Below are 22720 nucleotides of genomic sequence, written 5' to 3' on the forward strand. Positions count from 1 at the left end.
CACAAACGGGAATAACAACATCAGAAGAATCGGGCACCTGCCGCCTTCGGCAAAGCTCGTGTACAAAGTGCTTGAGAGCGGCGATCAGCTGACGCAGAAGGATCTCATCCGTGAGACCTCCCTGCCGTCGCGGACAGTCCGGTACGCATTGAACAGGCTCAAGGAGGAGAAATTTCTCATCGAGCGTCATTATTTCGTTGACGCACGCCAGAGCCTGTACGGCCTGAACAGGCTAATCACGGAAGGTGCACCGGTATGATGCGATCGCCCATGCATCCTGTCTCTTAAAAAAAAAATCTGAACCTCACGGTGTGGTACTGATTCCAGCACCATGGCCACATCTCTCTTTTCATTACCCTGAAAATCGGGAATCCCGGGAAAATTTTCTCTAGGATTTTTCACAGCGGCTTGTCGTTGATGGTGATACCGGCATCGGTCATCATCTTTCGGATCAGGTCGGCGATCTCGAACTGCTTCTTCTTCCGCAGTTCGTCGCGGATCTCCTGAAGGACGCTCAGCGGTGCGCTCGTCTCCCTCAGGAAGTTGATCCCGAGGATCGCACCGAACTCCCGTAGGGCTTCCAGGTCCCCATTCGCCGCAAGGTGCTGGATTGCCGCAAGGGCCATGGGTGTGTTGAGATCATTCTCCATTGCGGCGCGGAACGCTTCGCGTCCCTCGTTGTCCGGCCCGGTGTCAGCGGTCGCAACTGCCCGGATGTGCTCAAGACCTTTTGCAGCATTGGCAAGTCCTTCATCCGTTGCCTGGAGTGGCGAGCGGTAATGCGAGAGGAGGATAAAGTACCGCAGCACGTCCCGGTCATACGTCTTCAGCGCGTCCCGGATGGTGATGAAGTTGCCCAGGGACTTGGACATCTTCTCCCCGCCGACCGTGAGGAATCCGGTATGCATCCAGTATTTCACCATCGGGTGCTTCCCTTCGAGAGACTCCATCTGGGCGATCTCGGCCTCGTGGTGGGGAAAGATCAGGTCGAGGCCCCCTCCATGGATATCGTACTGCTGACCGAAATATTTCTCGGAGATAGCGGTGTCCTCGATATGCCAGCCGGGCCGGCCCCGGCCCCAGGGTGAGTCCCAGGTGTATTCGCCGTACTCCCCGAATTTCCAGAGTGCGAAATCTTCGGGATTGTGCTTGGACTCATCCATCACACGGCTTTTACGGTTCGCCCGGTCCTGCCCGGAGAGTTCGCCGTTGCGCCCGAATGTGTCGATGTTGAAGTACACCCCGTTCTCCGTCACATATGCCACGCCTTTTTTCAGGAGACGGCCGACCTGATCGATGATCTCCGGGATGTGCGTGGTGGCCCGTGCATAGTAGCTGACCGCATTGATGCCAAGGGACTGCATGTCCTTGAAATATTCCGTCTCGAACTTCCGGGCAAGCTCGCTCTGGGAGATATTCTCCTCGCGGGCCCGGTTGATGATCTTGTCGTCAACATCGGTGATGTTCTGGAGGTAGAAGACTTCCTTTCCGGTAAACCGGAGGTACTTTGCAAATACGTCAAAAACAACGTACGTCCGGGCATGGCCGATGTGTGAATAATCATAGACCGTGGGGCCGCAAACGAAAAGGTATACCCGGTCCGGATGAATGGTTGTGAGCGGTTCGACTTTTCGTGTTAACGTGCTGTAAAGGTCCATGGTCTCATTCTCTATTAACGCCGGCGGGTGGAGTCGAACCCCCAGACATTCGCTTTGCAGGCGAAGGCATTAACCGTTCTGCCACACCGGCACATTCAATTCTTGATATATAGTCTCCCCGAACAGGGAGCGCCCGTGTTCCGCGACATTACTGGAGAAGACCGGGCTGATGATTGCGTTTCATGTGCATACGAAGGATTGCAACAACCCTGCCAGGCACCGGATCATCCCATCGTTGCAGCACGCCGGTCAGGAAACCTTCGTTTGCCACAATTGATCCGATTCCATAATACGAGGTGAGATTAAAAAAGGGTGCGTCTGTCGGCAAAATTTGTCGGTAATCCGGTGAGCCGGTCGCTGCCGTAGCGGGACCATCCGGCTGGCGATGGGGGGTCTTCCTGGTATTACCGGTATCATCCCCCGGCAACCGGCGGGAACACGGCAATCTCGTCATTCCCCCCGACCGGGATCTTGTTCGCATCGGCGGTCTCGACCCGTTTCCCGTTCCTCATCACGATGACAAACTCACGGAATTTCCCGCGGTCATCAAATATTGCATCGTAACCTTCCTTGTTCTTCTGTGCGGTCCTCTTCACGAGGCTCGCAATGTCGGTATCCGCTCCTGCCTCAACCACGATATCGGTCCCGAGCAGTTCGCGGAACCGTGCAAAAAATCTGATCTTTATGCTCATCGCTTTTTCACCCCCGTAATCTTCTGTTCTTTTTTACCGCAGACCGGGCATGCGGGATTCTTTTCCATGGCAATCTCCTCGGCATGTGCCTCAAGCCCGTCCCATAGGAACAGACGGTTTTTTAACAGTTTCCCATCACCGACAAGGAACTTCAGGACTTCCGTGGCCTGGATCATGCCGATGAACGCAGGTGTCACTCCCACGACTGGGAAAACTTCCTTTGGCGGCGCATTCGGGAAGATACACCGGAGGCAGGGAGTTTGTCCGGGGATAATGGTAGTCGCCTGCCCGTACAGTCCCCGGATTGCGCCATGGAAGAAAGGGATCTTCTTTTTTACCGCAGTTTCATTGAGGAGATACCGGGTGGGGAAGTTATCCATCGCATCCACGATCCCGTCGGCTCGGCCGACCAGCCGGCTGACATTGCTCGCATCAATGGTTGTATCGACAGCCCGGATCCTGATGTCGGGGTTGATTGCCATCAGCTTCTCTTCAGCGGAAGCAGTCTTCTTCTTCCCGATGTCACGGTCATAATGGAGGATTTGCCGGTTGAGGTTGGTCAGCTCTACCACATCCTTGTCAACCACCGTGATTGTCCCGATTCCGGCAACCGCAAGATAGATCGAGATGGGCGACCCGAGCCCACCGGCACCGGCAATGAAGATATGTGCAGAGTTCAGTCTCTTTTGTCCCTCCTCGCCAAAGAGCAGGATCTGCCGTTTGTAGCGATCGAGTTCACGTGCGGATAACATCATTATACCTCATTCATGCCTGCTGTCTGTGACATCTGCCGGAATGTTTGCCCGGTTACAGGCCTTTCGTATCTTTCCGTTTGGTGGAGGCCGTATTTATGGGATAATTTTTCGGCAAATATTTCCTGAACTGTTCATTTGCCAAATGAGGGCTCAGGGAGATACATGCGGGTATCCGCACTCCCTCTCCACGCACCCGTCGCGGATCGTAATGACCCGGCCGGCCCGTTGTGCCAGTTCCCGGTTGTGGGTGACCACGATGACCGTGATACCCTGCCGGTGAAGGTCGTCAAAGAGACCGTAGATCCCGTCGGCGGTGACCGAGTCTAGATTTCCCGTCGGTTCATCGGCAAGCAGGATCCGGGGTTTGTTCACGAGCGCCCGGGCGATCGCCACCCGCTGCATCTCGCCGCCGCTGAGCTGGCCGGGCAGGTGACCTGCACGGTGCGAGAGCCCGACTTTATCGAGAAGTGAATCGATCCTTGCCCGGTCGTACGGGATGCCGGAGAAGATGAGGGGCAGCCCGACATTCTCCCCCACGGTCAGGGTCGGGATGAGGAAGAACTGCTGGAAGACAAAGCCGATATGGTCCCTGCGGATCTTCACCAGTTCTGCCTCTCCTTTCCCGGTTACCTGCACACCATCAATCATGAGCGTACCGCAGCTCGGGGCATCAAGACAGCCCAGGATGTTCATCAGGGCGGTCTTTCCCGCGCCGGATGGCCCGACGATGGAGACGAACTCGCCCGGTTCGATGGAAAGGTCCACCCCTTTAAGAGCGCAGACTTCCTCGCGGCCCCGATGGTAGGTCTTGCAGATGCCGGTTGCTTCGATGATGCTCATTCCCACTCACCCCGTATCGCTTCCATCGGCGAGAGCCGTGCAGACTTCCACGCGGGGTAGAGCCCGCAGAGAAGCCCGAGCCCGATCGAGAATACCAGGCAGCCTCCGATCAGGAGCGGGTCGGAGGAAAAAAAACTCCCCGAAGGAGCGTACGGGACCATGCCCCGGACAAACGTCTCGATGATCCCGGAACCCGCCATGGCGGCTATAATGCCGATGGTGCCTCCGGACAGCGTGATAAGAAGGGTCTCGGTGATGAGCAGGATGCCGATGTGGTGACCTGAAGCTCCAATCGCCTTCATCATCCCGATCTCCCGTGTCCGCTCGTTCACCGACATCAGGAGCGTATTGGTAATCCCCGCAGCGCTGATCACGATCGCGATCACGATGACCGAGAAGAGGAGCGAGCGTGCTGAACCAACGAGGTTCATAATCGTACCGGTCACCTGCGCCATCGTTACGACCTGAATATCAGGTACCTTCTCCAGTTCCACAGTGATGTCGTGAATGTTCTTCACGTCATCAGCCCGGACAGCAATCGCCGTGATGAAACCCTCTTTGCTGAACACCCGCTGGGCATCAGCGAGAGGGAGGAAATGAAAGTTGTCATCCTCGCTGCCGGTAGGTTTTAGGACGCCGATGACGGTGAACGGTTCCTGTGCCGGCCCGAACGGGATCACACTGCCGGGTACAAGGTTCTCCTTCTCGGCAAGCGTGCTGCCAATCACCATCACATGCGTTTCATTTGCGGTGAAGAACCGCCCGTTCACCTTCCACGCCGGCTTGAGCGGGATCATTGCATCCGGCTCAATCCCGTACACGATGTGGGGCGTGCCGTCTTTCACGAACTGCTGGAGCAGCACCGGGGCAGCGGTTTTGACACCCTCCGTTGCCCGGGTGCGGGCCAGATCCTCGGTCGTGAGATATTTCGGAATCACGCCACCGTGGAGGATCAGGGTAGTCGCCTCGTAGGGGCAACCCTTGGGGACCGCGAGAAGGTGGAACCCGAGACTGTCCATCTCTTTGGTCAGTTCCCGCTCATACCCGGCTGAGAATGAGAGGAGGGAGAAGAGGATGGCAACGGCAATCGCAACGCCAATGATAGTAAGGATGGTCCTTCCCTTCCGGCGCTGGAGGTTCCTGAGCGCGAGCGAAAAAAGATTCATGGGTACATCCGGGTATCAGTTGCCACGGTGGCAGCGTAGAGTGTCGGATCTCCTTTTGCAACGCGGATGACTCCTTTCACGACAACGGTCGAACCCTGGAGTTGCGGGATGGCGAAGTTGTTGGGTGCAAGATCCACATACATGAGTCCGGTCCCGTCATCCAGCATGAACCAGCAGCCCGAGCCGCATTCGCTTGCGATCTTCCCCTGGACAACGACCTCTTTTCCTTCATATGCTGCGGGATTTTTGACAATATCCCCGATGGAGGCACGGGTATCTGCCGGGGATGATGCGGCAACCGTTGATGCCGGTTGTGTGGTACAGCCGGCGATGAGAATTGCACTCATGAGAAGGCTGATAACCGCGAGTGTCAGGTACATCCGGAACACGGATTTTGTTGGAGTAATTATCTGCATCGTTTCACCATACACAGGGATCAGCGGAGGGCCGTGCCCTGCATTTCACAATTGTGAATCTTCTAAGACGGGTACTGTAAAAATACTTACGCTCAAGGCAATCTGCATAAAAAAAGTATTACGCCGGGGGTTGACAACTCTCCCGGATGGTGCAGCGGGTGCGTGCTGTACTGCATGAGGCGATAGTGACCGGTTTTTTGTACGGGCATGGCGGATGTGTGAGGCCGCATGGCGCATCCGGATCACAAGTGAGGACGTGAGTTCAGGACCTGGTTTTCATTTGACACATACCATCTACTGCGGATCGTCCGCGGATCACGCGGCGTGCAGTCATCTGCGTCCCTGTCCCTGTCAGCTCCCACGGGCAACAATACTGCCCGGAGCTCCGGATACCGCTGAACCGTTCGACCGGCCTGACCCGCCTGATGCCGGGACAGGCGCGGCCTGCATACCCGGATGCTTCCGGGGCAGCCGCGGTTTTTGCGATATTCGCGTGGTATATGTTCATGACGTTGTTCCTGTTCACGGTTGTGAACACCCAGTATGGGACAGGTATGCAGATATAGCCTGAGTTGGCGTCAGGTTTTGCCGCAATCCTCAAAATCGTCTATCATAGAGAATTCCGGGATGAATGAGACAGGAAAATTTTGCCGAAACCAAGGTATTTATGATACAACGATAATTAACAATTGTGAAGTTTGGGATGATCCCTGACGGATTCCCGGGCATATAACGACATGCCCCCTGTGATTCCTCCAGGAGCGATTGTTCCAGATAAGGAGTCAAAATATGGGAAAAATATTCGATAATATCACCGCAACCATCGGCAACACGCCCCTGGTCCGGCTCAACCGCATCACGAAGGGGGCCGAAGCAACCGTGGTTGCAAAACTCGAGTCCTTTAACCCGATGAGCAGCGTGAAAGATCGCATCGGGGTTGCGATGATCGACGAGGCCGAGAAACGCGGTCTGATCAAAAAAGATACGGTAATTCTCGAACCAACCAGCGGCAACACCGGCATAGCGCTTGCGTTTGTCAGTGCAGCGCGGGGATACAGGTTCATCCTCGTCATGCCGGAAACGATGAGCATCGAGCGGCGGAAACTTGCCAGGGCATTCGGTGCGGAGATCGTGCTCACGCCCGGTGCCGAGGGGATGAAAGGGGCCGTTGCCAGAGCCGAGAAGATGGCAGCGGAGAACCCGAACTACTTCTACATCCCCCAGCAGTTCAAAAATCTGGCAAATCCCGAGATCCACCGGAAGACCACCGCTGAGGAGATCTGGCGCGATACTGATGGGAAAGTCGATATCCTTGTAGCCGGTGTGGGGACCGGCGGGACGATAACCGGCATCGCAGATGTAATCGGGAAGAGAAAACCCTCGTTCCGTACCATCGCGGTCGAACCTGACGCATCGCCGGTGCTCTCCGGCGGTTCCCCCGGCCCGCACCGGATCCAGGGGATCGGTGCCGGTTTTGTACCGGACATTCTCCAGCGCGACCTTATCGACGAGATCATCCGGGTGAAGAACGAGGATGCTTTCGAAACCGCCCGCAGGCTCGCACGTGAGGAGGGCATCCTTGCCGGGATCTCCGGCGGGGCTGCCCTGCATGCTGCACTGAACGTTGCCTGGCGCCCCGTAAACAAGGGAAAGACCATTATTGTCATACTGCCCGACACCGGTGAACGCTACCTGAGCATTCCCGATCTTTTCCCGGAGTAAGAGGGACCGCTATGGTGTTCGACCGGATCCGGGAAGATATCGGAGCAATCTACGGCAAGGATCCCGCCGCCCGCTCTACCGCAGAGATTCTCTTCTGTTACCCGGGGCTCCATGCCCTCTGGTTCCACCGGCGGGCACACTGGCTGTGGGTGCACAACCTGAAATTTTTTGCCCGGTTCGTGTCGCACATCAGCCGGTTCCTGACCGGCATCGAGATCCATCCCGGCGCACAGATCGGCCGCCGGGTGGTCATCGATCACGGCATGGGCATCGTTATCGGAGAGACTGCCGAGGTTGGAAACGATGTCCTCATCTACATGGGCGTGGTCCTTGGCGGTACGGCTCTTGAAAACGTCAAGCGCCACCCGACTATTGAGGACAGCGTTATTCTCGGATCAGGTGCCATAGTCCTCGGTCCTATCGTTATCGGGAAAGGGGCAAAAGTAGGGGCAGGATCGGTCGTGGTCCGATCCGTTCCGCCCGGGGCAACCGTTGTGGGTGTGCCGGGCAGGATCGCCGGGCCGGAACACGGCTTTGACAAAGCAGTGACCGAAGAGGTCATGCCGGATCCCATGCTGCGGGTCATCAGCCGGCTTCTCGACCGCCAGAACCAGCTGGAGGAGCGGCTCCGCACCTTCGAGCAGGCCCGGCCTGAACCGGTCCCGGTCGCACTGCCGCAGGAGCTGGTCTGCGAGAACCAGATCCGTGACGCGCTCAGGGATGTGATCGATCCCGAAGTGGGTATTGATGTCGTGGATCTGGGTCTTATCAAGGATATCCGGGTTGCAGGGAGCGGGGCGGAGATAGACATGGTCCTTACCTGCAAGGCCTGTCCCCTTTCCGATCATTTATCCGATCAGGTCAGGCGCAAGGTGCTTGGTGTCTGTGGTATTGAGCAGGTGAAGGTGAACGTTCTCGATGAACCGTGGAACTGGGACCGGTTTGTAAAACAGCGGGGAACGCTCCGGCAGATCTGATTATCTTTCGCACCTTCTGCAACCTTTTAATGTTATAAAGGAACGGTTTGCGGCAAAATTCACAATTGTGATTATCTTTATCCCCTTCGGTATCCTATGGAATATACCACATCGGATACAGGAACGAACCGGTTCATCCCGGTTCCCCGTATAACAGTACCCAGAATGGAGAGACCTGATGGAATTAGCTGAATTACGACATGGCACCGAACTCATCAAACGGGGGTTTGCTGCCATGCAAAAAGGCGGCGTGATCATGGATGTCGTGAACGCTGACCAGGCACGGATTGCAGAAGAAGCAGGTGCCGTTGCGGTGATGTCGCTCGAACGCGTGCCCTCGGATATCCGGAAAGCCGGCGGTGTTGCCCGCATGGCGGATCCGGAGAAAGTGATCGAGATCATCGAAGCCGTTTCGATCCCGGTGATGGGCAAGGTCCGGATCGGTCACTTTGTCGAGGCACAGGTGCTAGAAGTGCTCGGCGTCGACATGATCGATGAGAGCGAAGTCCTGACACCCGCTGACGAGGAGTTCCATATCGAGAAGACAAAATTCACCGTCCCGTTCGTCTGCGGTGCCAGGAACCTTGGCGAGGCGCTCCGTCGCATCAACGAAGGCGCTGCCATGATCCGCACGAAAGGCGAGGCCGGCACCGGCAATGTTGTCGAAGCAGTGCGGCATATGCGGGCAATCCAGGGAGGCATACGGACAATCCAGAAACTCGAACCGCAGGAGCTTGCCGCATATGCTCGCGAGATCGAGGCGCCGGTCGATCTTCTTATCGAGACAGCAAAACGGGGCAGGCTGCCGGTCGTGAACTTCTCGGCCGGGGGTATTGCCACCCCGGCTGATGCCGCCCTTATGATGCAACTTGGGGCGGATGGCGTATTTGTCGGGTCCGGGATATTCAAATCGGAGAATCCGGAGAAACGTGCACGGGCAATTGTTGAAGCAGTTAATAATTATCGCGATCCGGCGGTCATTGCCTCTGCCAGCCGGAGTCTCGGGGAAGCAATGCCCGGCCTTGATGTGCACCTGCTCACCAAAGAAGAGACTCTTGCAACGCGCGGCACATAAATCATTTTTTTGAAATATTGTGAACGAGAAGACAAGTAAAAGGACGAGGCACTTCTCTCTGATCGCCCTCGCTTAGGGAATTCCGTACAAACCTCATCCAGATACTTGCATGAGTATCAGAAGCAGGTGATGACAGGGTACCGGGATGCCCGATTCGTTCCACAATCTCCAGAAACGGAAAGAGATAACAAAGGGAGATTACTGGACGTTTCCCAATCCGTGGCCGTGCTCGCCCGGCACCCAGCGCCCGCCATCTTTAGTCAACTCCTTCTTCCAGATTGGGACTCCTTTCTTGATCTCTTCGATAATATAGCGGGAACCGGCATATGCATCGGGGCGGTGACCGGCGCTGACTACGATAATGAGGATATTCTCGCCAACGGAAAGCCGGCCGATACGGTGGATGATGTCGACATGGATGAGCCGGAACTGCTCCGCTGCTTCCTTTGCAATTTTTTCAAGCTCCTGGACCGCAACTTCCTCATACGCTTCGAGTTCCATCTCAGTAATATCATCATCCCGTACTACCCCGTCAAAGACAACCAGAGCGCCCGTGCCCGCCTTTTTTGCGTTCGTGATAAGGGCACCAATATCGATATCGTCTTTCTGAATTGCGATCATAGATTGACCTGTGTATTGATCCGAATCAGGTTGTGTATTGAAACCCTATGGCTGGCATGTGGAATCGCCGCTGTGATCATGTGAATGGGGATTTTTTTCTGCCCATGGTTCGAGCCCCTGCTTCTTCCGGTAATCATTGATGGCCTTGTGAATGCCTTCCTCGGCCAGCACCGAGCAGTGCATCTTGATGGGCGGGAGCCCTTCGAGTGCCTCGGCAACCGCCTTGTTCGAGATGTCCCATGCTTCCTCAAGGGTCTTTCCCCGGATCAGTTCGGTCGCCATACTGCTCGACGCAATCGCGGCCCCGCAGCCAAAGGTCTTGAACTTTGCATCGGTGATGACATTATTCTCGACTTTGATGTAGATGTTCATGATGTCGCCGCAGACGGGGTTCCCGACCTCGCCGACACCGCTCGGGTTCTCGATCTCCCCCACGTTCCGGGGGTTCTTGAAATGGTCCATGACCTTGTCACTATACATTGCAGCCTCCTTCCTTCCCGCTCTTCCGGTAGAGCGGGGACATGTCCCGCAGCTTCTGGACAACTTTTGGCAGGACTTCGAGCACGAAGTCCACGTCAGCTTCCGTATTCGCATCGCCCAGTGTCAGCCGGAGGGATCCATGCGCAATTTCGTGCGGGAGGCCGATTGCCAGAAGAACATGCGAGGGTTCGAGCGAGCCCGAGGTACAGGCACTACCGGTCGAGGCACAGATCCCTTCATCGTCCAGCCAGAGAAGCATGGATTCACCTTCGATGAACTCGAAACTGACATTCAGGTTTCCCGGCAACCGTTTCTCCGGGTGCCCGTTGAGCCGGGCATACGGGATTTTCTCAAGGATCCCGGTCAGGAGCCGGTCGCGGAGAGCTCGGATGTGCGAATTGTGCCATCCGATATCCGCAGTTGCGAGTTCGATGGCTTTCCCCAGTCCCACGATCGCGGCAATGTTCTCGGTACCTGCCCTGCGGCGGTTCTCCTGCCCTCCGCCATGGATCAGGTTGTCGATCTTCATACCCTTCCGGATATAGAGGGCCCCAATCCCTTTCGGGCCGTAAAATTTGTGGGCCGAGAGCGAAAGAAGGTCGATGTTCTGTCCCTTCACATCGATGGGGACATTGCCGATTGCCTGCACGGCATCCGTATGGAACGGGATCTTATGCTTTCGTGCAATTGCACCAAGTTCTGCGACCGGCTCGATGGTGCCGATCTCGTTGTTGGCATACATGACCGAGATCAGGATCGTCTTGTCGGTGATCGCCTTCTCAAGGTCCGGCGGACTGACAAGCCCGGAGCGATCCACCGGAAGGTACGTAACAGAAAATCCTTCCTTTTCAAGATACTGGCAGGTATGGAGGACTGCATGGTGCTCGATGGCGGATGTAATGATATGGTTTCCCTTTTTCCGGTTGGCAAAAGCAATACCCTTTATCGCCCAGTTGTCGGACTCGCTTCCTCCCGAGGTAAAATAGATCTCACCGGGTTCTGCTCCCACGGCCTTTGCAACCTGTGCCCGGGCAGTCTCGATTGCGTTTTTCGATTCACGGGCGATCCGGTAAATCGAAGACGGATTGCCAAAATGATCATTCATGTAAGGCCACATGGCATCCGCAACGGAAGGTTTCACCGGTGTGGTTGCAGCATGATCCAGGTATATTATTCGTTTCTCTGACATAGTCCCTTCCCGTATCAGCTCCGGATGTGTTGCGCGAAACGGTATATTTTTGTAGTTCCGGAACGTATTCACAATTGTGAATGCAATGTATATTGTCACCATTGACAAAATAAAAAGGTTGTGATGTGATGGAAGCCCCTTGTCAGAGAATCGTCTGGGACGTACTGCCCGCGATCCGGGCGGCGATTGCGGTTGAACTGGTGAAATGTGGCGTAGGGCAGGTTGATGCGGCGCGGATGCTCGAGATCGCACCTTCCGCGGTTTCCCAGTACCTGTCGGGAAAGCGGGGATACCGTATAGAATTTGAGAATGACGTGAAAAAATCGATCAAGGGCCTTGCAAAGGATCTGAAATCGGGGAAAAAAGTCGACCTGGTAAAACGTACCTGCGAGATCTGCCGGCAGCTGCGAGAAGGCGACGAACAGTGTGGCGGCACGTCAGGTACAGCATCGGAACGATGCGGAACATAACAAAAAACCTGCTCTTTTTACCACGTATCCGGTGTTTCATGGATGTTATCGGGAAGAAAAGACTGCTGATGCAGACTATCAGGCAGCGGGGATCCATGCTCGTTGCGTTCTCGGGCGGCGTAGACAGTACGCTCCTTGCTGTACTGGCAAAAGAGGTCCTTGGCGACAGGAGCCGATGCGTCCTGCTCGACAGCCCGGTCGTGCCGCGTGCCGCGGTGGAACAGGCACAGCAGATTGCCCGTGAGTACGATCTCGGGCTCGATATCATAACCGTTCCGCATATGGACCATGGGGAATTCCGGAATAACACCCCCGACCGCTGTTATTATTGCAAGAAGATCTCGGCACAGTACCTGAAACAACGGGCAGATGAGCTGGGTTTTGTCAGTATAGCGGATGGCATCAATGTCTCGGACACCCGCGAGCACCGGCCCGGGCTTATCGCATCGGACGAAGAAGGAATCTGCCATCCGTTCATCGAAGCCGGTATTACCAAACAGGATATCCGGGAAATTGCACGGGAGCGCGGGCTTGCCGAGTGGCAGAAGCCCTCTGCCGCCTGCCTCTCTTCACGTATCCCATATGGCGATGCAATCACCCATGAGAAACTCAAGATGATTGAGGAGGCAGAAGCATTTCTTTCAGACCGGGGGTTTACACAAATCAGGGTGCGGATGCATGGCTCCATTGCCAGAATAGAGGTACTACAGGAAGATATACCGGGAATTTTTTCAATTCAGAATGATGTTGTTTGTGCCCTCAGGTCAGTCGGTTTTGCCTATGTCACACTCGATCTTGAGGGATACCGGAGTGGCAGTATGGATGAAGTGCTTTGAAACGATCTATCCGTTAAGACGTATCTCCTCCTGGAAACGGAGATCTTACTCCTCAGGGAAAATAAGCCCTATACGGGCTCCTTTTCCCCCTCCTGTACCCGGGCCATCACCGGAAAAGCCCGCAAATCCGCTCTTTTTCTTTCCTGTGGAGAATACGCCTTATAATCGCTCCTTTTGGCAAAATACGGCAGATTTGCACCTCGCTAAAAGGCCGCCAAAGCCCTTTTTACCGTGCCGGTTCCGGCCCCCTATTTTATCCTATCCGGCACCGGAAAGGCTGCCGGAACGCGATTACGAAGGTCGGTTTTTCCGACGGAGATCTCAAAAAATGGGGAAAATCGGGGTAAGGCGGGAAACTTGGTGTTCCCGGGATCCTGTTCAGACGTAACTTCGCATCTTCTTGATGAGAGCCAGCTGGTCTTTCACTTCCTGGTTTTTCTCTTTCTCAATACTGTCCATGATCTTTGGCATGGGCAGCGCCAGTTCATAAATTTTGAAGGGCCGCCCCTTGTTGCTGGACGGGTTTTCGTGGCTTTTCATCCAGCCTCGTTCCATCATGTGCTTCAAGGCAATGCTGACTTCGGGCTGCCGCAGGTCAGTGCCACGTTCGATATCCCGTGAAGTTGCTTTCGGAGCATTCGCAAGGAATACCAGAACCTTGGCAATGGTTCTCTTGGTGCCAATCTCGATGAGGAGGTTGACAAACTCCTCCTCTTTCTCGGTGAACAACTGAATCGTTTTCTCTATCATTGGTCACTCCGTTTCGAGTTGCTTCAATCGCGTTATTATTATAACATTAAATGCATTCTGGTCGAACAGGGAAAAATCGGTTGAATGTTGGAGCCGGTCGCGGAGCGGGGCTTTGCACGGCGCAGTCGTGCGAAGCGTGCGACGCGGGCGGCGGTTCGCTGCCCGGATGATGTCATGCAGGCAGAATTATAAATTATTGTGAAAATAAGCTGATCATGGGTCTGATACGGAAATTCTATCCCATAATGATCCTCGTCGCCGTGAGCATTGGGCTTCTCCTTCGATACATGATGTGGGAATTCGACAATAACGGCCTGAGCTATCTTGCAGTGGTTTCAGGTTTCCTTGCAGTGGGTATCTGCCAGATGGCGGGCTTTTACTTCAGTGAAAAAATCCGCGAATTGCCGCAGCCGTGGACCTACTGGTAGTCCCGGACGCTTCACACTTTTTCAGTTGTTTAACGGTAATCATGTGAGTGCAAAAGGGGGATTCCTCCCGGAACAGGTCACACTCGATATTCACACAGGGAAGCAGGACCGGGCATTGAAACGGATCCCCTTGTCGCTCCTCATCAGTGAGATGCAGGCCGCACCAAAGGAATATCATGATCCCGGTTATCAGCTCTGTAAGATAATGCTGGACCGGCATGGGCGTTGTGAAACTGGTGAGGAGGCTGGTGGGCCGTAAATCGCTAAGTGTTATCGATGCTGATAATCTGCACCGGGCAGAGATCCGCTGCATCCTGAGCACACGGTTCGAGGTCAGCAGGGGGCTGCTCCTCCCCAATCTTCCCGTCCAGCCGGAATTTTTCAATAACCTGGCTGAACGTATCGTCCGGGTTCTGCTCGAAGAACCCCGGGCAGGTATACCAGCAGGACCCGCAGCTGATGCATGTTGAGCGATCGATTGTAACGATCACGATAACGACGCTGCCAGAAAGCCATCAGTGGTGGCCACAACCACCTTTCTCTGCATGCTGCTCGCCATGACCTCCGCCGCCCTTCACGTTCATGTACAGGTGATGGGAATACACGACCCAGCCAATGAACGCTTCGATGAACTCCCTGCCGGCAGCAACATCGTCTACGTCATATTTCTTCTTCTCCATAACATGATGGAAGCGGTGCGTCAGGTCCTCTTCAACGGTCTTCAGGATGAAATCGATCGTCTCCTTCGGGTCGCCGGTCTCAATGGCTTTCTCCGCTTTCGGAACAACCGGTCCTTCACTGAGCCCGGCGGGTTTCAGGCCGGCATAGGGCGCTCCTTCCCCGGCCCGGTGGAGCCGGATCGCGGTCTCGAAGAACCAGTCGTCCGCAACATCCTGAGCATCCTTGCCGGCTTTTCTGGCCCGCTGGGTGCGTGCAAACACATCTTTCAGTTCCTTTTCGGACTCTTTCGGAATCCAGATCAGTACGTAGTTGAGATTCCCGGTCTCCAACGCTTTCTTCGCTGCCTTGACAACCGGGCCGTCCCTGGTATCGCAATGGGGTGGCATACTTCATCCTCACTTCCTGGTATCATTACCTTTCTGTTTCATCACCGGGTCAGGGGCGTATAATCTGGCGATGATCGTCCCGTCATCCCTCTTTTCTCTCGACAAGTTTCCGGTACATCTCCTCGCCGACACATTCCTTCGCGTACTTGCACCACTGGACGCAGGAGGCGATGTCGTTCCAGATGATAAAACCGCAGTTGTCGCAGGTCACTTTCAGGTCATTAGAGAAGACCTCCACCTCATTCCCGCACTGAGGACATTTCTTGATCGAGAGGGTCGGGGTCCGGAGGTTTGCAGCACCGGGACAATGATCAAGCACCGGACTCACTCCCGGTTTTCTTATATTCCAGGAGCAGCGCCTCGCCATACTCCTTTTCCTTTCGGGTGGGAACGTAATTGAGGACCTTTGTTCGCTTGAGCAGTTCCTCGGTGATGATCGTGTCATTGGAAAGGTTCAGTTTCCGTACCTCCGCAAGAATCCAGTCCAGCTTGTCAATACCGGTCGCCTTGCCGTCAACAAGAATCTGTTTTATGGTAATCCTGTCTGGAGGGATACCGCCGCAGATCGTGCAATAGTATCCGTCCTGATCATTCCCGCCCATGCAGTTACCCCCGGATCATGGTCAGCGTCATCTTGAATTTCGTGATGGCACTGAGTGCGTGGGGAGCATTTGCCGGAAAGATGATGGTCTGGCCCGTCTTCATCTGGAGGGTTGTACCGGCAATCCATACCTCGCACTCTCCTTCAAGAATCGTGACCACAGCATCATACGGTGCCGTGTGCTCGGAGAGCCCTTCATTCTCATCAAAGGAAAAGATGGTGATACTCCCGGCCTTATTGTTGATAATCATCCGGCTTGCGACAGTCCCGTCGGAATAACCCACCAGTTCCGGAAGATTGATGACCTTTCCTTTCAGTTCTTCTCGCTTCTTATCATGTTTATCCGGATTTTCTAATTTAAATTCCACCATACTTTTCCCTCAATCAGTGTTGTTTTAGTTCCGCACTCATTTTTTTCCTTCAGCATTCCGTCGCTGGTACACTAAAGCCCCGGGAGTCGGGCAGGCATCTATGCACCGTCCGCAGAGATAACACTCAGCTTTCCCGTCATCACGCTTTGCTTCATCGGTCGGACAAGCCCTCTCACATTTTTTACATTCGATACAGGCATCGGTTCTCTGTAACCGGAAAAGGCACTTCCATGCAGCGAAGGACAACAGTGCCCCGTACGGACAGATCAGCCGGCAGAACGGGCGGTACCAGGTCATTGACAGCAGCACTACCATAAAGAATACGAACGAGCCCGTCGTCAGGGTAAGGTAAAAGAAATCCCGGATGCCAAAATCCGCAAGCAGCGAAACTGACAGGAAGAATGCCATGATAAGGAAGACGACAAAGACGAGCGCTCTCACTGCCATGAATGCATTCTTAGAGCGGGAACTGGTTTTAGGGACGGGGGTATGATAGGCAATCTCCTGCACTGCCCCGACCGGGCAGGCATACCCGCAGAAGAACCTGCCGAAGACAAGTGTCAGGAGCAATACAATAGTGAGCCCGATGACGCCAACAATGAGCGGACCCCCCAGACCCTGCACATCCCGCAGCACCAGCTGCTGGAACTGCCAGGGCACGACCGGAGCAAAAATGAGAAAACCCAGTGCCGCAGAAATAACGAGGAACAGCCAGCCGAGCTTCTGCCGCCATCGCCCGGAATACCAGAGGTACGCAAGGACAAAAATAAGGACGAGTCCGTAGATGAATCCTATCGTTTTTGGAATCTGATCAAAGACCATGTCAATCCTTCCTCTTTTCCAAAATTCACTGTGTTGTCTCTGGTAAAATGCCCAGCTGCTGCATCAGTCCCATCAGGTTTGCCTCGCCCCAGAGCTCGCCGATCTTCCCGTTCTCCAGGCGGAATATCTCAATACCGGTCATGGCAATCGGTTTGCCGGTCGGTGGGAGGCCCATGAACTCCCCCTTATGCTCCCCCCGGGCAGTGAACCGGCAGGTAACCTTGTCGCCGTCAGCGGTCATATCCTCGATGGTCACGTTCAGGCCATGGAAGGCAGCCCGGCAGCTTGTGATGACATTGTTGATCGCATCGATCCCGGGTCCGGCGACCGGCAGCGGGACGTGGAGCGAGAATCCCGGGGCCAGGAGCGCATCGGCAGCCGCAAGGTCTCCCTTCGAGGGTCCGACTTCGAAAAATTTCCGGACGGTCTCCATGTTGGTTTTCTCGGACGTAGTATACGTCATCCGTCGCACCTTTCGGATTCAGACCTTGATCATGCGGGCCATGTCAGCATCGACTGTGGTGTTGGGCTTGAGATCGAACTGCTTCACGAGCATGTCCAGGACGGCGGGTGAGACAAAGCCCGGGAGCTTGGGACCGAGCGTGATGTCCTTCACGCCAAGGGAGAGCAGGGAGAGGAGGACGAGCACGGCCTTCTGCTCGTACCACGCGATATTGTACGAGACCGGCAGCTCGTTGATGCCGACCCCGAATGCCTTCGCGAGCGCCTGCGCGATCACGACAAGCGAGTAGCAATCGTTGCACTGGCCGGCATCGAGCACTCGGGGGATACCTCCGATGGTGCCGATGCCGAGGCTGTTGTAGCGGTACTTGGCGCAGCCGGCGGTGAGGATGACGGTATCCTTCGGGAGTGCCTTTGCAAACTCCGTGTAGTACTCCCGTTCCTTCTGTCGTCCGTCACAGCCTGCCATGACAATGAACCGTTTGATGTCCCCGCTTTTCACGGCTCCGACGATGTTGTCGGCAAGGGCGAGCACGGCGTCATGGGCACAACCGGTGATGAGATCGGTTCCGCTGCCCTGCAGAGCCTTCGGCGGCTGGCAGGTCTTTGCGAGCGCGATGATCCGGGAGAAGTCCTTCTTCCCGTTCGGGTCGGCGTTGATCTGCGGGACGCCCGGATAGCCGGTCAAGCCAGTCGTGAACAGGCGGCCTTTGTAGGAATCTTTCGGCGGGACAAGGCAATTGGTCGTGAACAGGACCGGGCCGTTGAACTGCTCGAACTCCTCCTTCTGGTGCCACCACGAGCTGCCATAGTTACCGAGCAGGTGGCTGTATTTTTTAAACGCCGGGTAGGCATGGGCCGGCAGCATCTCGCCGTGGGTGTAGACATCCACACCGGCATCCTTCGACTGCTCCAGCAGCATCTCCAGATCCCTCAGGTCGTGGCCGGTGATCAGGATGCCCGGGCGCTTCCCGACAGTGGTCTTCACGCTGGTAATCTGCGGCTTGCCATAGGCTGACGTGTTGGCTACATCTAGCAGTGCGAGTACCTTAACACCCATGTTGCCACATTCCATCACGAGCGCGATCATGTCGGGAACCGGCAGGTCCTTCAGCGTGGAGGCAAGTCCCTTCTGGAGGAACGTGGTGATTGCCGCATCGGTCTTGCCGAGCACGGCAGCGTGCGTATAGTACGCCGAGATCCCCTTGAGCCCGAAGAGGAGCGTTGACCGGAGCGAGCGGACATCCTCATTTGCAGTCGAGAGGATGCCGACGGACTTTGCCTTCTCAAGGATGTCGCCATCGCCCTTCGGTTTCCAGGTGCACGCATCGGGTTCCGTGCTGCCGCTCAACGGGAGCGCATCCCGGATCGCGACGGCTTTGTTGATCAGGGCAGTGAACCGTGCCTTGTCGAAATTGACGTTGGTCAGCGTTGCAAAGAGTGCATCCGCAATGAACAGCCCTGCATCCGGGTTGTCCTTCCCCTTCTCCACTGCCGCAAGGTTCCGCACGGAGATCCCCTTGCAGAGGTACACAAGCACGTCCTGGTATGCGGCGATCTCATCCTCTTTGCCGCAGACTCCCTTGATCGTGCAGCCGGTGCCTTTCACCGTCTCTTCACACTGGTAACAGAACATCATTCTTCTCCATCATGTTTCTTTTTGATACAGAGTATGATTACCATACTATGTTATAAATACTGAGGAGTTTCCAATTACATACCATGCAGGATTCATGTACGGTCAGCCAGACCGTCCGGTACCTTTCAAAACGGTGGACACTGCTTATCATCCTCGAACTGTACAAGGGCGAGCAGTACACCCGGCGGTTCTCCGAGCTCCGGGACGCTCTGAGCGGCATCACGCCCAAGGTACTCTCGGAGCGGCTCAAGGAGCTGGAAGAGGAGAGGATCATCACGCGGAATGTCGATGTCACGGCTTTCCCGGTCCGGACCGAATACACGCTGACCGAGAGCGGGCTTGAGATCGTGGAGATCATCCGGGATATCAAGAGCTGGGCGCTGAAGTGGAAGATCAAAAATATTCCCTGCGGGGCGCAGGACTGCAAGGTTTGTGTGCTGTAGGAGAACGAGGGATTATTACCGGATATGAAACCATGAAACGGAAGATCATCAGTATCGATGAAACGAAATGCACGGGATGCGGCCAGTGCATCCCGGACTGCCCGGAGGGGGCACTCCAGCTCATTGATGGTAAAGCCAGGCTTGTCTCGGACCTCTTCTGCGACGGGCTCGGGGCCTGTATCGGGACCTGCCCGGAAGGGGCGATTTCGGTTATCGAGCGCGAGGCTGTGCCCTATGACGAAAAGGCCGTGATGGCGACCATCGTACAGCAGGGCCGGCCGGTCATCAAGGCCCATCTCGAACACCTCGCCGGCCACGGGCAGATCGCGCTCTATGATCAGGCAATCGAGTACCTGATCGAGAACAGCATCCCGATCCCCGACCACGCCGCGCCGGAGCGGAAACCCGCCGGCTCACCGCCCTGCCGTCCGCTCGCGGGTCGCATGGGGGAAGGCAATGTCTGCGAGGTCACACCTCATGAGACCCACTCCTTCGCCGGTTGTCCCGGGTCGGCTGCCCGGAGCATCCCCCGCACTGGGCCCCGGCAGCCGGTTGGCGGGACGACCGACTCCGAGCTCCGGCAGTGGCCGGTCCAGCTCAGCCTGCTGAACCCGGCAGCCCCCTATTTCGAGAACGCTGACCTGCTCGTCGCCGCCGACTGTGTCCCGTTCGCATACGCGGGTTTCCACCAGGAATTATTGAGGGGCAGGATCGTGATCATCTTCTGCCCGAAGCTGGACCCGGACATCGAAGGGTATATTGAAAAACTGGCCCGGATCTTCTCCATTCACACGATAAAGTCTATCACCGTTGTCCACATGGAGGTCCCGTGCTGCAGCGGTGTGCGGTATGTTGTGGACAAGGCGCTGGAGAAAGCGGGGAAGAAGATCCTGGTTGAGGAAAAGACGATCACCATCGAAGGGGGCATGGCATGATCATTTCCTTGTCAGGTGTATTCATACACGACTTTCCGTCAGGTGAATGCACATGACAGAGCCCAAAGGTGCAATCCGGCAGCGGGACGGCATGACCTACGCGGTCGTGACCCGGATGCCGGCGGGTATCGTGACGCCGGAAGATCTTGAAAAGGTCGCAAAGGTGGCCCGGGCTTACCGGGTCCCGATGCTCAAGGTAACAAGCGGCCAGCGTATCGCGCTCGTGGGCCTGCAACCGGGCGATGTGCAGAAAGCGATCGATGACCTCGGGCCGCTCGCCAAACCCGAGACCGCTCCGTGCGTGAAGTTCGTCCAGTCGTGCCTCGGCACGGAGATGTGCAGATACGGCAACCAGGATTCCATCGACCTAGCCAAAACTGTCGATGGACTCTTCAAGGACAGGACATTCCCTGCCAAAATCAAGATCGGGATTTCGGGCTGCCCCCGCTGCTGCGGCGAGAGCCACACGCGGGATATCGGGATTATGGGGACAAACAGGGGCTGGACGGTCCTCTTCGGCGGCAATGCCGGGACCCGGCCCCGGTTCGCCGACATCATTGCCCGGAATCTTACGACTGAAGAAGCACTCGACTGCGTGCAGCGGGTTGCGGAGTATTACCAGAATCATGCAAAGCCTCATGAACGGACAGCCCGCTTCATGGAACGAGTGGGAATGGATACGCTCAAATCAGATTTGCTCGCATACATGCCGTACATTCCGATAGAAAAGGGGAAATGATGAAACCAATTGGTCCTTTAATGCATGAACATCGCTTGATCGAACGGACTCTTAATCTGATTGATGCCCAGTGTGTTTGGATGGAAAAAGAGAAGTGTATCAATGCAGTTGCAATCGACACGATTGTCGATTGTATTCGGACATACGCAGACCGGACCCATCATGGTAAGGAAGAGGGAATCCTGTTCCGAGATCTCCAGAAGAAGTCACTGTCCGATGAGCATGCACGGATCACCCGCGAGCTCATTGAGGAACACCGACAGGCACGAGTCATGGTAGGCGCGATTGTCAAAGCAAAAACAGCATATCTCGCCGGAGACAAAGAAGCGCTCTCGACAATCCTTACTAATTTCCAAAACCTTGCGAGGTTCTATCCAAAGCATATCGAGAAAGAGGACAAGCACTTCTTCTTCCCTATTCTGGATTATTTTTCTAAGGAAGAGCAGGACGCAATGCTCCGGGAGTTTAACGAGTTCGATAGCAAAATGATCCATGAGAAGTATACACAGGTCGTGGAAGAATTGGAGCGATCGTGTATGAGTCCGCGAGAAATTCAGACTGAGTATCAGACAATCCAGAATGATATTTCTCAAAAGATCTATCGGTGCAAGGTGTGCGGGTACAGATATGATCCATCCAAAGGGGATCCGAAAGGGCACATTCCCCCAGGGACGCAGTTTGAAGTGCTGCCGAGCAACTGGGTTTGCCCGGTGTGCGGAGCAGCAAAAGAACAATTTATCATCGTATAAATTCCAAAATCATGGTCGTCAAGAATGGTGAGTTGAAATGAAAATTACCGATGTAACCAAGCTTGTGTCAGTGAAAAATCCCCACAATGTCGATGTACGGAAAGTTTTCGAAGCCCCGGATACCGCAGCTGTCGTCATCACTCTGAAGCCCGGAGAATCGCTCAAGAAGCACGTCACGCCAGTTGATGTTTTCTTCTATGTCCTTGAAGGAACGGGCGTTGTCGAGATCGGCGAAGAACGCCAGAGCGTCGGGAAGGACTCCGTTGTTGAGAGCCCGGCGATGATAGCCCATACGTGGAAGAACGAGAGTACTGCGGTATTCCGGGTTCTTGTCGTGAAAATGCTGACCACGGGAAAAGGAAAGGATAGCAAACTCCTGTAAATTTTTTTGAGCGAGCCGGTCACGGAGCAGTGCGAGCACGGCGAAGTCGTGCGAAGCGTGCGACGCGGGCGGCGACCTTCCGTTGTTCGGCTGGTACGCAGACGCTCGGTCATGTTCACTCGTCCTCGCTGATGCTCCGGCTCGCTTCACATCACCTCGCTGTTTCTCGTCGGTTGATTGCTGGGATGAAGACGCCCCTGGCTTGTCGCGTTGCTCCGGCTCCAGCGGCTGCCCCGGCTCGCTCCTCACACCATGCTTCGCATCGTGTTCGTCGCTGTTAATGCAAAAACGCAGACGCTCAGTGACTCGCTCGCACGACGCACAGGGGGCTCGGACTCGCCGCTGATGCGGCTCCTTACCTTCGCGCCCCTGTCGCGGTGCTCGCTCGGGCCGCTGGGCCCCGGACCTTTCGCCCGCTTCGCTCCTCCCTCCCTT

Annotated in this window: 30 protein-coding genes and 1 tRNA gene; 12 read left to right on the forward strand and 19 right to left on the reverse strand. The window is 55.5% G+C overall.

Annotated elements, in window-relative coordinates; all coding sequences use genetic code 11:
• The coding region (locus tag A4E33_RS08315) for a winged helix-turn-helix transcriptional regulator (protein ID WP_363054077.1) at nt 1–259 on the forward strand (259 nt) is incomplete at its 5' end.
• 139 nt (nt 260–398) lie between these two features.
• Here the strand turns inward: A4E33_RS08315 and cysS are convergent.
• The 7 genes from cysS to A4E33_RS08350 all read right to left on the reverse strand — a co-directional run bounded on the left by cysS (nt 399) and on the right by A4E33_RS08350 (nt 5527).
• The gene (gene cysS, locus A4E33_RS08320; protein WP_292347236.1) at nt 399–1658 is read right to left on the reverse strand and encodes a cysteine--tRNA ligase; all 1260 of its coding nucleotides are present in this window, start codon (nt 1656–1658) and stop codon (nt 399–401) included.
• An 18-nt stretch (nt 1659–1676) separates the two neighbouring features.
• Nucleotides 1677–1749, reverse strand: a tRNA-Cys gene (locus tag A4E33_RS08325).
• A gap of 322 nt (nt 1750–2071) precedes the next feature.
• Nucleotides 2072–2350, reverse strand: a complete 279-nt coding sequence (locus tag A4E33_RS08330) for a MoaD/ThiS family protein (protein ID WP_292347237.1) — start codon at nt 2348–2350, stop codon at nt 2072–2074.
• Nucleotides 2347–3102, reverse strand: coding sequence for a HesA/MoeB/ThiF family protein (locus tag A4E33_RS08335; RefSeq protein ID WP_292347263.1), 756 nt, complete (start codon nt 3100–3102; stop codon nt 2347–2349). The genes A4E33_RS08330 and A4E33_RS08335 overlap by 4 nt, the downstream gene beginning before the upstream one ends.
• Before the next feature lie 153 nt (nt 3103–3255).
• Nucleotides 3256–3945: an ABC transporter ATP-binding protein gene (locus A4E33_RS08340; RefSeq protein ID WP_292347238.1), complete on the reverse strand. Its 690-nt coding sequence runs from the start codon at nt 3943–3945 to the stop codon at nt 3256–3258.
• Nucleotides 3942–5111 (reverse strand): ABC transporter permease, encoded by a 1170-nt coding sequence (locus tag A4E33_RS08345; RefSeq protein ID WP_292347239.1) that lies wholly within the window; start codon nt 5109–5111, stop codon nt 3942–3944. The genes A4E33_RS08340 and A4E33_RS08345 overlap by 4 nt, the downstream gene beginning before the upstream one ends.
• Nucleotides 5108–5527, reverse strand: a complete 420-nt coding sequence (locus A4E33_RS08350) for a hypothetical protein (protein ID WP_292347240.1) — start codon at nt 5525–5527, stop codon at nt 5108–5110. The genes A4E33_RS08345 and A4E33_RS08350 overlap by 4 nt, the downstream gene beginning before the upstream one ends.
• 789 nt (nt 5528–6316) lie before the next feature.
• Between A4E33_RS08350 and cysK the strand changes: the two genes are divergently transcribed.
• The 3 genes from cysK to pdxS all read left to right on the forward strand — a co-directional run bounded on the left by cysK (nt 6317) and on the right by pdxS (nt 9301).
• Complete coding sequence (cysK, locus tag A4E33_RS08355; protein WP_292347241.1) at nt 6317–7249, forward strand: cysteine synthase A; 933 nt, start codon at nt 6317–6319, stop codon at nt 7247–7249.
• Between the two features lie 11 nt (nt 7250–7260).
• The gene (cysE, locus tag A4E33_RS08360) at nt 7261–8226 is read left to right on the forward strand and encodes a serine O-acetyltransferase (protein WP_292347242.1); all 966 of its coding nucleotides are present in this window, start codon (nt 7261–7263) and stop codon (nt 8224–8226) included.
• 178 nt (nt 8227–8404) lie between these two features.
• Nucleotides 8405–9301, forward strand: coding sequence for a pyridoxal 5'-phosphate synthase lyase subunit PdxS (gene pdxS / locus A4E33_RS08365; protein WP_292347243.1), 897 nt, complete (start codon nt 8405–8407; stop codon nt 9299–9301).
• A 198-nt stretch (nt 9302–9499) separates the two neighbouring features.
• Here the strand turns inward: pdxS and A4E33_RS08370 are convergent, their stop codons facing one another.
• From A4E33_RS08370 to nifS, 3 genes are read right to left on the reverse strand one after another with little or no spacing between them, the layout of a single operon-like run.
• Nucleotides 9500–9922, reverse strand: a complete 423-nt coding sequence (locus A4E33_RS08370; RefSeq protein WP_292347244.1) for a molybdenum cofactor biosynthesis protein MoaE — start codon at nt 9920–9922, stop codon at nt 9500–9502.
• 45 nt (nt 9923–9967) lie between these two features.
• On the reverse strand, nt 9968–10402 hold the full coding sequence (nifU, locus tag A4E33_RS08375) for a Fe-S cluster assembly scaffold protein NifU (protein WP_292347245.1): 435 nt from the start codon (nt 10400–10402) through the stop codon (nt 9968–9970).
• On the reverse strand, nt 10395–11591 hold the full coding sequence (gene nifS, locus A4E33_RS08380; RefSeq protein ID WP_292347246.1) for a cysteine desulfurase NifS: 1197 nt from the start codon (nt 11589–11591) through the stop codon (nt 10395–10397). The genes nifU and nifS overlap by 8 nt, the downstream gene beginning before the upstream one ends.
• A 128-nt stretch (nt 11592–11719) precedes the next feature.
• On the opposite strand from nifS, the gene A4E33_RS08385 reads away from it, so the two are divergent.
• Nucleotides 11720–12061: a transcriptional regulator gene (locus tag A4E33_RS08385; RefSeq protein WP_292347247.1), complete on the forward strand. Its 342-nt coding sequence runs from the start codon at nt 11720–11722 to the stop codon at nt 12059–12061.
• Nucleotides 12062–12099: 38 nt separating this feature from the next.
• A complete protein-coding gene (gene larE, locus A4E33_RS08390) occupies nt 12100–12897 on the forward strand; it encodes an ATP-dependent sacrificial sulfur transferase LarE (protein WP_292347248.1) in 798 nt (265 codons plus the stop codon).
• 378 nt (nt 12898–13275) lie between these two features.
• Here larE and A4E33_RS08395 read toward each other — a convergent pair whose 3' ends face one another.
• Nucleotides 13276–13647, reverse strand: a complete 372-nt coding sequence (locus tag A4E33_RS08395; protein ID WP_292347249.1) for a MarR family transcriptional regulator — start codon at nt 13645–13647, stop codon at nt 13276–13278.
• A gap of 245 nt (nt 13648–13892) precedes the next feature.
• Here A4E33_RS08395 and A4E33_RS08400 point away from each other — a divergent pair, with 245 nt between their 5' ends.
• Nucleotides 13893–14075, forward strand: a complete 183-nt coding sequence (locus A4E33_RS08400; protein ID WP_292347250.1) for a hypothetical protein — start codon at nt 13893–13895, stop codon at nt 14073–14075.
• 263 nt (nt 14076–14338) lie between these two features.
• Here the strand turns inward: A4E33_RS08400 and A4E33_RS08405 are convergent, their stop codons facing one another.
• From A4E33_RS08405 to hcp, 8 genes are all read right to left on the reverse strand, one after another.
• On the reverse strand, nt 14339–14566 hold the full coding sequence (locus A4E33_RS08405; RefSeq protein WP_292347251.1) for a ferredoxin: 228 nt from the start codon (nt 14564–14566) through the stop codon (nt 14339–14341).
• A gap of 24 nt (nt 14567–14590) precedes the next feature.
• Nucleotides 14591–15142: a DUF6448 family protein gene (locus A4E33_RS08410; protein ID WP_292347252.1), complete on the reverse strand. Its 552-nt coding sequence runs from the start codon at nt 15140–15142 to the stop codon at nt 14591–14593.
• Nucleotides 15143–15224: 82 nt separating this feature from the next.
• Nucleotides 15225–15461, reverse strand: coding sequence for a hypothetical protein (locus A4E33_RS08415; protein WP_292347253.1), 237 nt, complete (start codon nt 15459–15461; stop codon nt 15225–15227).
• Complete coding sequence (locus A4E33_RS08420; protein ID WP_292347254.1) at nt 15454–15744, reverse strand: NAC family transcription factor; 291 nt, start codon at nt 15742–15744, stop codon at nt 15454–15456. Before A4E33_RS08420 ends, A4E33_RS08415 begins: the two co-directional genes overlap by 8 nt.
• A 4-nt stretch (nt 15745–15748) precedes the next feature.
• Nucleotides 15749–16114 (reverse strand): cupin domain-containing protein, encoded by a 366-nt coding sequence (locus A4E33_RS08425; protein WP_292347255.1) that lies wholly within the window; start codon nt 16112–16114, stop codon nt 15749–15751.
• Between the two features lie 36 nt (nt 16115–16150).
• Complete coding sequence (locus A4E33_RS08430; protein ID WP_292347256.1) at nt 16151–16936, reverse strand: 4Fe-4S binding protein; 786 nt, start codon at nt 16934–16936, stop codon at nt 16151–16153.
• Between the two features lie 25 nt (nt 16937–16961).
• Nucleotides 16962–17399, reverse strand: coding sequence for an ester cyclase (locus tag A4E33_RS08435; RefSeq protein WP_292347257.1), 438 nt, complete (start codon nt 17397–17399; stop codon nt 16962–16964).
• 18 nt (nt 17400–17417) lie between these two features.
• Nucleotides 17418–19034: a hydroxylamine reductase gene (gene hcp, locus A4E33_RS08440; protein WP_292347264.1), complete on the reverse strand. Its 1617-nt coding sequence runs from the start codon at nt 19032–19034 to the stop codon at nt 17418–17420.
• Nucleotides 19035–19120: 86 nt separating this feature from the next.
• Between hcp and A4E33_RS08445 the strand changes: the two genes are divergently transcribed.
• From A4E33_RS08445 to A4E33_RS08470, 5 genes are read left to right on the forward strand one after another with little or no spacing between them, the layout of a single operon-like run.
• Nucleotides 19121–19480 (forward strand): helix-turn-helix domain-containing protein, encoded by a 360-nt coding sequence (locus A4E33_RS08445; RefSeq protein ID WP_292347258.1) that lies wholly within the window; start codon nt 19121–19123, stop codon nt 19478–19480.
• A gap of 32 nt (nt 19481–19512) precedes the next feature.
• Nucleotides 19513–20415 carry an ATP-binding protein gene (locus A4E33_RS08450; protein WP_292347259.1) on the forward strand — a complete coding sequence of 301 codons (903 nt, stop codon included), beginning with the start codon at nt 19513–19515 and terminating at the stop codon, nt 20413–20415.
• Between the two features lie 52 nt (nt 20416–20467).
• Nucleotides 20468–21154: an NAD(P)/FAD-dependent oxidoreductase gene (locus A4E33_RS08455; protein WP_292347260.1), complete on the forward strand. Its 687-nt coding sequence runs from the start codon at nt 20468–20470 to the stop codon at nt 21152–21154.
• 20 nt (nt 21155–21174) lie between these two features.
• Nucleotides 21175–21903 (forward strand): rubredoxin, encoded by a 729-nt coding sequence (locus A4E33_RS14750; protein ID WP_363054088.1) that lies wholly within the window; start codon nt 21175–21177, stop codon nt 21901–21903.
• 37 nt (nt 21904–21940) lie between these two features.
• On the forward strand, nt 21941–22285 hold the full coding sequence (locus tag A4E33_RS08470; RefSeq protein WP_292347261.1) for a cupin domain-containing protein: 345 nt from the start codon (nt 21941–21943) through the stop codon (nt 22283–22285).
• The last annotated feature ends 435 nt before the right edge of the window (nt 22286–22720 follow it).

The sequence above is a fragment of the Methanoregula sp. PtaB.Bin085 genome, from assembly GCF_002067035.1.
GTDB lineage: Archaea > Halobacteriota > Methanomicrobia > Methanomicrobiales > Methanospirillaceae > Methanoregula.